Below are 13,792 nucleotides of genomic sequence, written 5' to 3'. Positions count from 1 at the left end.
CCGCGGCCGACCGATGCTGACGGCCCGAACAAGACCTCCTGCGGCGAGCTGAAAGTGGCGGTGGACGACAACTTTTGGGCTGCCTGGAGCTCTTCACGGGTGCGGCCGTGCGCTTCCGACTGTTTCCATGGACGCGGCCGCCGAAGCCAGCATGCAGCTTTGTAATCCGATTTGAACATGTTTGAGCAAACAAGGGACCGCGCCGCTCCCATTCAAGACGCCCTGCTCATGGCACTTACGTGTAAATACTTAGGGACTTCTACCTAGGGAAAACATCCAAATTTTCCAGTTCGTCAGGATCAGCCAATCTGCGTCCCATCGACGTTCGCAAGATAGGATCCGCCATGCACGCCCAGGCCGCCAGTTTTACCGAGACCACCTGCTATCCGACCAGCGTCTTGCGTGGGCAACCTCAACACTTCGGCTAAGTTGATTTACGCCAGCTCAAATTCAAGCGCGCTACTCTTTTGCGTCGAACAGCGCGGAAAATTGCAGCGCAAACGACACCGAACTCGGCTTGGGCGATCTTGCAAGTGGCAGAAACGCTTCCGGCCTAAATTGTGCCTCCAGGAGCACCGCAATGATCATCGATCTTTTGCTTCGAGAGCATCGCAACATTGATCTGCTTCTGGCCGCTCTCCAACGCGAATTGGAGATTTTTGAGAAAGGGATCCGTCCCGATTATGAGGTCATTCGCGCGATTATCAGCTATTTCGAGGTTTACCCCGAGGTGTATCATCATCCACAGGAAGACTTGATTTTTTCCAAGCTCAAGGCTTGCGATCCGGATGCAGCTGCAATCGTCGGCGATCTGGCGCTTGAACACCAGGAAGTCGTCGACCGCTTGCACCGCTTCGCGCGAGCTATTGACGCCATCCTCACGGATCGTGAGCTCGCTCGGCAAGACGTCGGCAATATCATACGCGACTTTATAGTATGCGAGCGGCGCCACATGATGTGGGAAGAACGAGATTTCTTTCCGGCCGCACTGAAGGCTCTCTCGGCACAGGAATGGACCGAAATCGCTTCCGCCGTCACCGATCATGGAGATCCGCTGTTCGGCGAGACAGCGGCAGCCACTTCCGATGCGCTAAGAGCGCATATTCTGAAATTGGAGCAAGAAGCTGAGGCCGAACGCAGCTCGGTCGCGTTATCGTCCACCAAGGCCGGCAATCCCTGACACGGCGCCGAGACGGGCCGTATTGGTCGCTGCCGTTTTACAGCAGGGATTAGACCTTATGCTCATCCTGCCGAAATGAAAATGGGGGTGTTCGCGGGCACGTAGGCTGCCGTACCGCCAAAATGGCTTCTGCGCACTAAGATCGCTTCTCGACCACCCGTGCAAACGCCATGGCCGAGCCTTTCTGAGCTCTGGTTCCGGCACGTTCCACAGTATGACCGTCGCAGGTTGGGCAGTTGCGCAGTGACATCGCGCGAAGCGGATGTCTCGCATATCCGCCGACCCGTAGGACGGACCTTGCGGCCGCGCGGGTGCGGCGAAGCACTCCCACTCCTTCCCTGCCCGGCACGCTCTGAATGATCCGCGAGGCACTGCTCGCCCGGGTACGTTTAGCACGAACGGCAAGGCGCTGGACGTCCGGTCTAACTCTGCGCCGAGCCGAGTCGTGTCGGATCCGAGATCGCCATCATTCAACTGGCCTATGTTGAGGGCAGGACCACGCTCACGGCTGAGGAGCAACCTATCGGCACCGTGCCATCTTCAAGCTCATGACATCCTCCGCGTGGTCCACTCATAGACTCTCAAACAGAGGCCCAAGCCGAAACCCGACTATCGGGTGGAACCGGTCGACCAACTGCCTTAAGCAGGGTTCAAATCAACAGCAACCGCTCATGCATTGTCCACGCTTGCGAGATCCTTGGAGCCAGGTTTTTCGTATCGTCGCTGATCGAGCATAAGGTTTCCAGGCAGGAAAGCGCACCGAGTTTGCGGCTCGTGCCGGCGGTGACCGCCCCGCCATCACCACCTCCCCTCGTCGCTGTCGTAATCGTTGCCGACGTGCTCTTGAGCGACAAACCTTGGTGTATATTTGTACACTTCAGGCTATACGGTCGCATACCACTGCATAATTGAGCTATGCTGAGCTTGTGCTTCAACTGGGCTCAGATTTTCGGCGAATGTCCTTGCCGTAATCGAACCGGCGGTTGTCCTCTCTTCCGCCGAAGCCCGCGCGACGCATCAGCGTCGCTCCTCCCAGACTTTCGCCCGGCCCGCTAAGCGGGGGCCGGGCTTTTTTTGTGTTCCCAAGGCTCCATCGATTATGGAGAGCGCAAATGACCGCAAGAGGATCAACTTTGTCGAGAAGAGATCCAAGCCCGGATCAACGGCCTCGCGAATCGAATGCAGCGCGCAGTTGGCGGGCGGCAGCGACCATGTTCGCTAGCGCCGGCCGAACCTCCTCCCATTTGCGCGTCTTCAGGCCGCAGTCCGGATTGACCCAGAGCTGCGAATCCTGCAGCCGGGTCCGAGCCAACGCCATCAGCTCCTTCATTTCGCCCGCCTCGGGAACGCGTGGAGAGTGGATGTCGTACACGCCCGGCCCGATCTGATTTGGATATTCGTAGTTCCTGAACGCGTCGAGTAGTTCCATTTTCGACCGCGATGTCTCGATCGAGATGACATCTGCGTCCATTGCAGCGATCGCGCCGATGATGTCGTTGAACTCCGAGTAGCACATATGTGTATGAATTTGGGTTTGATCAGCGACGCCGGATGAGCAGATGCGGAAGCAATCCACGGCCCAATCGAGATAGGCGGTCCACTCCGACCGACGCAACGGCAATCCTTCGCGAAGTGCAGCTTCGTCGATCTGGATCATGGTCGCACCAGCATTCTCGAGATCGCGGACTTCGTCTCGGATCGCGAGCGCAATCTGGCGGCAGACCTCGCTTCTGGGAATATCATCGCGAACAAAGGACCAGTTCAAGATCGTCACCGGTCCGGTCAACATCGCCTTCATCGGCTTCCTCGTTAGTGATTGCGCGTAGCGCCACCAGCCTACGGTGATAGGCTTCGACCGCACTACATCGCCAAACAGGATCGGTGGCCTGACGTAGCGCGATCCGTAGGACTGCACCCATCCATTCCTGGTAAATGCGAATCCGGCGAGTTGCTCACCGAAGTACTGCACCATGTCATTGCGCTCGAACTCGCCGTGCACGAGGACATCGAGACCGATGTCCTCCTGCCAGCGTACGACGCGCGCCGTCTCCTCCTTGAGGAACCTGTCGTATTGCTCGTCGCTCATAGCGCCTCGGGCATGCGCCGCACGGGCATTCCGGACCTCTTTGGTCTGCGGAAACGATCCGATCGTCGTGGTTGGAAAAGCCGGTAGTCCGAAACGATTGCTTTGGATCTCGGCACGACGGGCAGATGGGCTCGCGCGCCGACGCATGGTCTGATCGATCGCTTTCATCCGGACAGCGACATTGGCATCATGGATTTTTGGCGAAGTCCGGCGGACAGTCGCGGCACATTCCGACTCGGCAAGAGCTAGCGCAACATTCTGGTCGCCTGCGAGTGCCCGCGCCAGGTTCGCGAGCTCTCGCATCTTCTGGACCGCGAAAGCAAGCCAGCTCTTGACGTCGGAGGCGAGCCCGGTTTCGAGTTCAACATCAATCGGCACATGAAGCAGCGAGCAGGATGGGGCAATCTGTACACGATCCTTGCCGAGCTTCGCAATCGCGGGTTCGAGCCGCTGGCGCAGCGACGACAAATTCGACCGCCATACATTCCGGCCGTCGACGACACCGAGTGACATGACTAGATCACTTCGGCCGCCAGCGATGATCTGGTCCAACAACTGTGGCGCTCGAACCAGATCGAGGTGCAGTCCGGCGACTGGCAGGCTCAAGGCGGTGTCCAGATTGTCCCCGAGATCGCCGAAATAGCTGGCGACTAAGATCTTGATGGCCGGCCCCTCCTTGGCGAGCCGGTCATAGGCATGTCGCAAAGATTGTCGCGCCCTCTCATCCAGATCAAGAACCAGGCAGGGCTCGTCGAACTGAACCCAATTTGCCCCACGTTTGGCCAATTCCTGCAGAACCTCGATATAGGCCGGTATCAATTCATCCAGTAGTAAGAGTGGCTGGAACGCAGGATCGGGACTCTTGCCGAGCTTTAGGAATGTGACCGGCCCGATCAGGACAGGGCGGGTCTGAAAGCCAAGGGCCTTGGCTTCCTCATACTCCTCGATCGGCTTGCGAGAGCATAGCCTGAAAGTCTGTCCCCTGTGAAACTCGGGGACCATGTAGTGGTAGTTGGTGTCGAACCACTTGGTCATCTCCTGCGCGGGTGCGCCAAATCCGCGCGGTCCGTGACCGCAACTCGCATCCTGATCGTCGCATTGTGACCCGCGGGCCATGGCGAAGTACGTCTTGAGCGAAACGGATTCGGCTTTCGAGGCGTAGATCTCCGGGATGGCGCCAACCATGACACTTGTGTCGAGCACCTGGTCATACAGCGAGAAATCGTTCGATGGAATAACCGTGACGCCGATAGATTTCTGACGAGCCCAGTTCGCGGCACGCAGGCCAGCTGCGTCCTCGAGCAACTGCTGTTCGCTGCTTTTTCCGGCCCAGTAGCTTTCGAGAGCGAGTTTGAGCTCGCGCCTTGGACCGATGCGTGGCGTTCCGAGGGTGGCAACCGGAAGGGAGAGAAGAGTCATAGCGTGAACCCCATGTTGGGGGCAAAGGCCATGGCGGACGCAGGCAGGGGAAGTCGCGCGGTGCGACGGCTGCTTGGCGCACCACCGGGACACCCCGCCCCGTGGACAAATATATTGTCGGGGCAGGTCTCCTGGCTCGCGGGTCATCGCTTCTGTCCGGCCTTCCCGAAGCCGCGCAGGCTTCAGTGACGTCGTTGGACAGCGGCTTGCCGCTCACAGTTGCGGGGGCAGCGCCGGCATTGTCACCGGCTTCCCTCTTAGCTCCGGATCAAATGGGAACCGGAGAACCTCGACGACTTGGATTATCGGCAAGAGAAGTCTTCCGTCAACCTCTCAGATTATGTCTCAAGCTGGTGCTGCGATATCCGCTACGCGAATGACCGTGCATCTTTATCGTTGAGTCGACGTAGAAGCGCTCTCCAGTCAGCGATATTGGAATGACCATCGCAGCTGCCCCCTTTGCCGCATGCCCGATCGATGGAAGGGACAAATGCGACTTGCGCGGTCGGGACTGCTGCCTCGAGCAGAACGCATTTGATGCGCGTCCCGGCTTCCCAGCGGTTCTTTGAGCACGTCCACCATCCAGCCACCTTCTCGGCCAACAGGATCCGTGTTGAATAGGCCCAAGCTGGGAAGCCAGCTACATACCCTGCCAGCACGTTGATTTGCGGTTCAGCAAGACTCCAAATGCTCGGCGGTGAAGATCGGCTTCGCGTCGTTGGCCGTCGAGTGCAAAGCGCTCCGGACTGAGGCTGTTCTCGAAGCGCCGCGAGTCGCGACGGGAGCGCCAAACGCACCATGGCCCATTGGCCGCAAATTGGCAGAGATCGAAACGCACATTCTGGCAACGATACCGAACCAAACCGTCGCGAGACGAGGATGCATAAGCCGCGCTGGATAGCGCTGAAAGGAAACATCGAGACCTGGGCCAGTCGGAAAGTCGACAAAGAGGACACAAAAGCGGTGTGAATTGCCGCCCATTACCTGGCACGAAGAATGCAAGACTTCGGCATGCCCAGTCTCCTCCTGCTGGGCAAGTCCAGTACAGCAAATTGAGGCTGTCGCCGGCAGCGAAGTTAGCGGCGCGTGACATAGAGGGGAGCGCCTGCTCGCACGGGACACCATCGGTCTCCCCGCCGCGTCGCCGCTAACTTCTTGCGCTCGCGTATAACAGGTTAAAGGTTGCCCCGCTTTAGAAATGACGTGTGGATGAAAGCAGATAGGCCGACAGTTATGAGGAAAATGTCTGGAAGACGCGCGTTATGGTTTTGTCTCGGTCAATCCCTGATATGCCTGGCCGGGCTGGCTGCGACGAGCAACAGTGTTCGCGCCAACGAGAGCCCCCTTATCGAAAGATTCAAGTCAACGTGGCGAGCGCAAGACGGCGAGACAATAGAACAAATTATCTCCAATGTCTCGAAGGTGGCGCAGTTCGTCCCTCGAATGTGGGGCGTCGCTGAACTTGACGAAAATGACTATGTTTTCGTTTCGTGGACCAGGCACCGCGTCGATACATCAGACGAACAGTACGTTATCACTTGGAAGGTCGCGCTCGACGGCACGATTCAACTTGCGTCGACCTATGCCAAACCGATGGAATTGGGCTGGCGCGCCCTGGCGCTCTCGTTGATCGCCAGTGAAGTCAAGGACGGCGAAAGGGACGCAAATCTTGGCTTTCTGCATGATCCGAGCAACTTCAACTTTGTGACGACCATGCAAGGCCGGCTCGGCGATCTTCTGCGGCAGGGCCGCTGCACTATCGTCGAACCTGTTGGAGTGGACTACTTGCCGAAGCAGAATGACAAGCCGACCGAGAAAGGTGATCTGTGGCGCGTTTTGCTTTTAGTGAACTGTAATATCCCAGGCCCCCGTTTTTTTACACACAACGGGGTCATCACTTTCGAGAAGAGCGAAGGGCAAGATTGGGAGCCGCAATCCTCCTTTGCCAAGCGTATCGCGGCGTTTCCTCCTGGCTCCTGGTTCGCTCGCATGGAGCCAAAGGAACCGGAAGAGTTAGAGGGGAGCAAAGGCCCTCGGTAAAATGGTCGCGCAGAGCAAGATCGCGCCGTAGCTCCTTTACCGCCGAACGTCTGAGCAACTGCAGACATATTAGCTCTAGAATGTCGGTGTTTACGCCTTCAGCAGTCGCGAGCCTTTCCTGAAGCTTTCAGCCCGTCAGGAAAAAGTCGGGCAGCACGATTACTTCCGATTCCTTCTGCGAGTAGTCGAGCTCAGCGGCGCGTTCCAGCTGGCGAGATTTGGCCCCCAGCGCGCCCGACGCGGTGGGAGGACACCAATCCGCGAGGGAACCAGCTCCTCCATGCCACTCTTCAAGGGACCGGGCCTGAAGATGCCTCGGGCCCAAGCCCGATCCGGCGTGCGCGCCGCCATCGCGCGACTGACTGGCACCCGCAAGAGCGTATGCATGCCGACGCCGAGGCGGCACGCGGGATCGAGTGCTGCGACGAAACGCGTTAAGACGGTAATCGGGCAGTGTTAGTGGGCCGGCAGTGCCCTCTGAGCACCGACCCTTTTCCGAGTGCCCCCGGCGAGAGCCGCGGAGCCGTGCGCGAGGCTTCGAGGACCGAACTGAGTCGGCGCTAGATTTCCTCGCGCGCATTCGTCTGCGCGTCAAAGATCCGGATTTGAAGCGTGGGAAAACGCCTCTTTAGTTCTGCTCCGCCTGTGCCCTGGCGCCGTCTCTGGTTGCGAATTCGGCTCTGAGTCGACCATCCACTTCAAGCGCCTTGGAAGAGACCGGAAAATCCCGGGGGGCTGCAACCATTTCATTCCCATTGTGTAGTGAGATCGTTGCGAATGATTTGTAGCTTGAGTCGGCTAAACTGCACCAGAGCTACCCCGCCCGAGTGCCGCGATGGGGCAACCATGTTGTGGATCGAGGCCTCGCACCGAATGGCATCAGGATGGCACTCGCGATCCTCCGAACACGCGGGCGGCTTACCCCTCGCTCGGTGCGTATACAACGAAGCCACGGAGGTTGCCGTTCCAAATTTCCCTGACGCAAACGCACGCCCTCACGCCGGGCTTGGTGGGTAACTCTCCACATGTGATGGCGGTGAAGCGTACCACGAGAGAGCGGCCGCCAGTCGCCGCCTGGGTCACGACAATCCGGTCCTTGTACGAACGCGGCGGCGGCACCACGAACGAGATATGGTGCAGCGCAGACGTGCGAAAAGCCACAATGGAATTGGCATCAACGACCACCCCGGTTGACTCTCCAAAAGAGGCCTCCGGGTCTTGCGCGGTTTGCGTAAACGATACCGGTTCATTTTGCGCAACGGGCATTGAGCAGAACTCCGTGGCGGCTTTGTCCAGATTTCAGAAGAAGCAAGACCAGGTTTCTTTCGAACATCAGTCTTTGCTGACGAGAAGTTACGGCGAAATGCATCGCTCTTGCTGAAACCCTCGGCAGCCTTGCCGATGGTGGCCGCCACAAAGCATAGCCAGATTGCTCCTCCCCACTTGACTTCCACTCGACCCTCAAGATTCACAGGCGACTTTTGTTCTTCGACCGCGTGAGAAACAGCGTTCCGAGGTTCGGCTTTCTCCCGCACCGAGTTCGCGGCCGAGCGATGGGGATCTCCTCCTCTCAGGTCGAGAGGGTGCAGTGCGCGCCCAGAGAGAGAGAGAGAGCCCAGCGAGGTTCGAAGGGTACCGCGACACGCACACCGGAAGAAATCGCTTGAACCTCACGCAGCGTCAGGTCGTAGCTTGGAAATGACGGCCACGCTTTCATAGAGCAAACGTCGAAAGATGTCGGCCGAATAACGGACATAGCGTTTAAGAGTCGAATGTGGCAGCGCCGGATCGTGCGTGAACATGGATCAAGAGCGAGAGGTTATTGTTGAGATGAAACACCGCGTAATCATGGTCGCATTGTTCGCTGTCATCACATCTCCGGTCTGCGCAGCGAAGCTCAGCGGCCCTCCTCGCATCCTCGACGGCAATACGATCCAGATCGAGCAAACTAAGCTTCGGCTCTCAGGCATCGAAGCTCCTGAGACTGACCAGATTTGCCTCGACGCCCACGGTCGGAAATGGACTTGCGGCGTAGCTGCTCGCGACGAGCTGATCAAGCATTCGAACGGACGAACGTGGGATTGTCATACCACAGGAGTTGATGAATACGGCAGATCACGTGGCAGTTGCTTCATAGAAGGCGAGGACGTGAACGCCTGGATGGTACGCTCCGGCTGGGCATTATCGTCGGGTCCTTCTACCCAAACCTACGTTGTCTATGAGGTTGTGGCGAGCAAAGCGTATGCGGGGCTGTGGTCGGGGGCGTTCATCGCGCCCTGGGACTGGCGTCGCCGCAACAAGGGGACGATCATCATCGGCGCGAGCTCCGTTCCGATCGACGCTCAGGAACTCCTGCTCGGATCCGCGCTGCTATCGGACCCGCCCTCGTCCGAGTGTCTGATAAAGGGCACCGTAGACCGCAACGGCGAGCGCATTTTTCACCTGCCCGGGCAACTCAGTTACGAACAAATCGACATGACGAAGAAGCCCGGTGAACGCTGGCTTTGCAGCGAAGCGGAAGCCGAAGCCACCGGGTGGCGTAAAGCCGCGCGATGAGGTGAGATGCATGCATGCAGGCCATTCTCCGACCCATCTGACCAAGATCGCGCCTTCGCGCCGCTCACTGTTGCAATTCGCTATTTCGTCAGTTTGCTTGCGGCTTGGCAACAACATTGTCGATGCGAAGGAAGCAAAAACGCCGCCGAAGCCAGATAACCTGATCTCGCCGGAGACTGCTCTGAACCGGCTGATGGAAGGGAACGATCGCTATGTCCAGGGCGTATCACGAAGCGACGATTTCAAGCGCGAGCGCCCGGTTTTGGTGGATGGGCAAAATCCATATGCCGCGGTTCTGAGCTGCGCCGATTCTCGCGTGGCGCCTGAACTTGTCTTCGGCAGCGGACTTGGCGATCTGTTTGTCTGCCGCGTCGCCGGCAACTTCGCCAACGATGACACGCTCGCCAGTATGGAATATGCGGTGGCCGTGCTGAACACGCCGCTGATCCTGGTACTTGGCCACGACCATTGCGGTGCGATAGACGCCACGATCAAGTCGCTCCACGACGATAAGCCGCCGCCGGGGCACATTTCATCCCTCGTCGCTGCGCTTGCGCCTGCGGTAAAATTATCTCGCCAGCAAACCGGTGACACGTTCGTCCTAGCAACTCGACAAAATGTAGTCGATAACGTCAACAAACTCAAATCGACGGGCCCGATTCTGAACACGGCAGTTGAGCAGAACAGACTGAAGGTCGTCGGGGGCCTGTATCGGCTCGACACCGGCAGGGTCGATTTGCTGAGCTGACGCCGGCACCTTCGCCGGCCGGCTAGTCGTTTGCCGCCTGATGTAGGGCTTCGGTCTAGTTCCGTGCAATCCGCTCACGTTTCGGCTGCATTAAATGCACCGAATACAATCCGCTCCACAATTATCTTAGCTTCGAGACGATCTTTGGTATGCGCGGCCTCTTAATTCTTATCGTATTCTACGTGCTCATGTTGGCAACGCGAGGCCAGCACCAAGAAACACTCATACCGCGGGCGACACTATTCATGCCTGCCCGTTGATGCGCTAAGCCAGCAGAGGTGGTGCAAGCGGCAGATCACGGTGCGAGGCATGCAGGGGCTGAGCTCTCGGCCTAACGGAACACGCGACAATTCCGGCAGCTCTCACCCGCGATCCGGCAGCCCCCCTCTGGTCCTGCTATGATCACCAGGCTCAGCTAGGGCCGAAGATCACATAGAGCAGGATTACGACCACCAAGACTACCCATCCGGCGGATGTAAAGAAAAATGCTACTCGCGTCGGGACCGGACGGTCTCCCCCGCATCTGCCATCAATGGTGAACGACTGTGATGGCTATAAAAAGAAGATAAAGATCTGCCGTCCATTCTTTCAAAGCGGCCGGAGGCAACTGTCTCGCGTCAACCAGCCACGAGCCGAGGCCTGCGCGTTTTTCCTTCCCCGAAGGACGCACAACTGCAGCCAGTCCGGCGCTTATTGAGTCGTCACCATGATTGGCGACTGGAGTGCTTCGATTACGTAGATGACCGCGCTTCGGTTTCGATTTTGGCAGGTCGCGGCGTATCTGTTGATCAACTATCCCGGCCCCGCGGCAGCGCGCGATCGAGCCTTCGTCGCACAAACTTTCTCGTATGACTGGCGCGCCACGCATTTGCAGGAAGATCGAACGCGCGCTTGTCAAAAGACGCCGAGCGCCGTCGGCGTCATCCGTCGTGTACTGGCGTCCGGCGGACAAGTCCCCGGCTGGGGTACATATCGCGAGCAAGCGCACTCCGATCTCTCAACGCCGGAAACCGGCTCGCGCTTGACGTCATTCCATAGGATATACGCCAGGCAGAACGAGCATACCAAGGCCTGCGCGTCCATATCAGTGATGCCGCTGCACACCTTGATGTCAGCGCCACGCGGAGACACCTGCGCCGCCAGTTCTTCGCACCTAATGGCCTTTCCGAAGGAATGCGAAAGAAGTTACCGTTGCGGCGCAGACGGTTCCGCCCCAAGTGGTTATTTGGCAGATTTGGCTTCGCCATGAGCGCAAGCTTCGTACTGACCCAGACAATGCACACTCTCAGCGAGAGTGATCTGATCGCATCATAAGCGTACGGTGCGTACCGGAGCGACCGTGAGAAGACTTCCAGTTTCGGCGCCCGAATCACGCCCCCCGGACGCGCCCCAACTCGATCCTATCTCAGAGTCCTGTACAGCACTGATCTCAGCAGCAAGGACGAGCAGCCAATCGTGTCGCTGTTGCTGGCGATTTGGACAAGCTCAGTCATGATCTGAGGCATCTGGCGCTGAAGAGAGAGGCGCCGAAAAGGGTAAGTCACGTCAGGAATGTGTGCGATCTGTTGCGTTTGGTACGACAAAACAGGAACAGGCGGATCGTTGCTGGCGCACCTTGAAAACTCAAAGCATCCAGGAAGCTTTGCCTTTCGCTTGCATGAGCGGCGGCACTCTTCAGTACATAGGACAGCGACTTGATTGCAATGGCAGCCCTGACGCTGCCGTCACGTTTGTTGAAACACCTGCCGTCTGATGTCCGCTTCTAACCAACAGCTCATCCACAGTCGCGAACACGGTAAATTGCGCTTTTGGTAATGTCGCGAGATCGGAGCGGGCCTGAAACTCCAACAGGCAAGCCGAGCCCGGCTGGTTCGCGGTCGAGGTCCACTTCAGTCGCTCTCCTTCCGTCGCGTTCGGTTGATGACATCTTGTGCCTGGAATCAGACGCGGGAGGCGCGAGCGTCCTGCCGGCGAGGCACGAGCCACGTGATCTCGCTGGATTCAGACACGGCCTCCAGACCATGATTGATGGCACGTCGATTGCTGGGGCATGGAAAAGAGCAGCAGGCTTTGGCCACCTTGCGGTCGCCAAGTCAGGAATTCACAGTTGGTTCGAGCCGCCGAGCCCAAGTAATCGTCCGTTGGAGAAGAGATGACAAAACAAGCGCTGCCGTCAGACGTCGGAGACATAGTGCAGCAGAGGCGGATCGATCTCGCTGCCGCATATCGGTCGCTTTGCCGGTTCAGCCTCAATGACAACATCGACAGACATATCTCCGTCAGTTTTCCAGGCCCTCAACACCTTCTCTTTGAGTCAATCCGTTCTGGGTATGGTTTGGACTGGCAACCGCATGTAACCCCATCACAGTCGATATCAACTGCGACAGTTCCGACGATCCCTTCCGACTGGGTATAAGTCCGGCCCGGCTTCGCCATGCGCGCGCAATCCAAATCAGTGAAGCGCCGCATCGATCGGCTCAAGGCACCGAGGACAGGTCATGAACGCTCCACCAGAGAACATCACTTCAGAAACCGACGCTACGGCTGCAACGTGGGATAATCTGTCGCCGCTACTGGTCGATATCCGCGCGCGCCGAAATGAGTTCGCCCGCGCGCAGAAGATTCCAGACGAGATCATCGAGGGCTTCAAGCGCGTTGGCGTCTATCGGGCTTTGGTCGCCAAGCGATTTGGCGGCGAGGAGCGAACGCCGGCCGATTTTTGTCGCCTAATCGAGCGCATTTCCGAAGCCGACGGCTCCGCCGGTTGGGTCGCCAGCTTCGGCGATGGGGCTCGCTACCTCGCTGCTCTTCCGGACGACACGCTTCGCAAGGTATACGCGAATGGACCTGACGTGGTGTTGGCAGGTGCGCTTTTCCCGCTTCAGCCCGCCAGGCGAACCAGCGACGGGTTCGTCGTAAACGGCGTGTGGCCATTCGCCAGCGGCTCACCGGGCGCGGATCTGATAGGCGTTGGCATCACCGTGGAAGACGATCCGACCGGAGGCCTTGCCCGTGTAGCCGTGATGCCGGCCGAGAAGTTGACAATCCGCCCCAATTGGGACGTCATCGGCCTGCAAGGCACCGGCAGCCACGACGTCATTGTCAACGATGTCATTGTACCGGAGGAATGGACCTTGATCCGCGGCGGTCCGCCGACACTCGACGCGCCGGTCTATCGTTATCCGTCCGTCACTTTCGCAGCGCAGGCGCATGCGATTGTCGGCATCGGTATTGCGCGCTCCGCGCTAAACGAGGTGATCGCCATGGCCGGAAGCCGCGCCTCAATCACTGGAGCGCCCGTGATGGCAGAGCGCGGCTATGTCCAACTGGAGATGGCCAGAGCCGAAGCCATGCTGCGTTCCGCCCGTTCCTTCTTCTATGAGGCCACCGAGCAGCTGTGGAAGGAAGCGCTCAAGGATGCGGTAAACCCGCGCACGGCGACGCTGATGCGACTCGCCGCGACGAACGCCGCGCGGCAGAGCGCTGAGGTCTGCAACATTGCGAGCGGTCTCGCTGGAAGTGCGTCGCTCTATACTACCAGCAATCTGGCGCGCGCCATGTGCGACAGCTTCGTGGTTGCTCAGCACGCAGCTTTAAACGAGGGAACGCTCCAAAGCGCCGGCCGACTCTTGCTCGGAAGTGCAGTACAGCCGGGATTTCCATGAAGCGGTTCATACACGTTCCGCACGCCCCCGCCTCAACGGATTGCCGGACCTGCGATATGATGCTGTCTGCAGCTACAGGACCTCGCGGCCTGCCGGCC

Annotated in this window: 6 protein-coding genes and 1 riboswitch; of the genes, 5 read left to right on the top strand and 1 reads right to left on the bottom strand. The window is 58.5% G+C overall.

Going from position 1 to position 13,792, the window contains the following annotated elements; translation table 11 throughout:
* The first annotated feature begins 580 nt into the window (after positions 1–580).
* Positions 581–1,180 carry a hemerythrin domain-containing protein gene (locus tag GGD67_RS14650; protein ID WP_179733731.1) on the top strand — a complete coding sequence of 200 codons (600 nt, stop codon included), beginning with the start codon at positions 581–583 and terminating at the stop codon, positions 1,178–1,180.
* A gap of 1,159 nt (positions 1,181–2,339) precedes the next feature.
* Here GGD67_RS14650 and metE read toward each other — a convergent pair.
* Positions 2,340–4,685 (bottom strand): 5-methyltetrahydropteroyltriglutamate--homocysteine S-methyltransferase, encoded by a 2,346-nt coding sequence (gene metE, locus GGD67_RS14645; RefSeq protein ID WP_179733729.1) that lies wholly within the window; start codon positions 4,683–4,685, stop codon positions 2,340–2,342.
* 103 nt (positions 4,686–4,788) lie between these two features.
* Positions 4,789–4,992: riboswitch (cobalamin riboswitch) on the bottom strand.
* 902 nt (positions 4,993–5,894) lie between these two features.
* Between metE and GGD67_RS14640 the strand changes: the two genes are divergently transcribed.
* The 4 genes from GGD67_RS14640 to GGD67_RS14625 all read left to right on the top strand — a co-directional run bounded on the left by GGD67_RS14640 (position 5,895) and on the right by GGD67_RS14625 (position 13,694).
* Entirely contained in the window at positions 5,895–6,725 is an 831-nt protein-coding gene (locus GGD67_RS14640; protein WP_179733727.1) for a nodulate formation efficiency C protein, read from the top strand.
* A 1,800-nt stretch (positions 6,726–8,525) separates the two neighbouring features.
* On the top strand, positions 8,526–9,281 hold the full coding sequence (locus GGD67_RS14635; RefSeq protein ID WP_246790817.1) for a thermonuclease family protein: 756 nt from the start codon (positions 8,526–8,528) through the stop codon (positions 9,279–9,281).
* A gap of 10 nt (positions 9,282–9,291) precedes the next feature.
* A complete protein-coding gene (locus tag GGD67_RS14630; RefSeq protein WP_179733725.1) occupies positions 9,292–10,029 on the top strand; it encodes a carbonic anhydrase in 738 nt (245 codons plus the stop codon).
* 2,498 nt (positions 10,030–12,527) lie between these two features.
* The gene (locus GGD67_RS14625; RefSeq protein ID WP_179733723.1) at positions 12,528–13,694 is read left to right on the top strand and encodes an acyl-CoA dehydrogenase family protein; all 1,167 of its coding nucleotides are present in this window, start codon (positions 12,528–12,530) and stop codon (positions 13,692–13,694) included.
* The last annotated feature ends 98 nt before the right edge of the window (positions 13,695–13,792 follow it).

It is taken from the genome of Bradyrhizobium sp. IAR9, assembly GCF_013408065.1.
Classification (GTDB): domain Bacteria; phylum Pseudomonadota; class Alphaproteobacteria; order Rhizobiales; family Xanthobacteraceae; genus Bradyrhizobium.
This window is presented reverse-complemented; position numbering and strand designations above follow the sequence as displayed.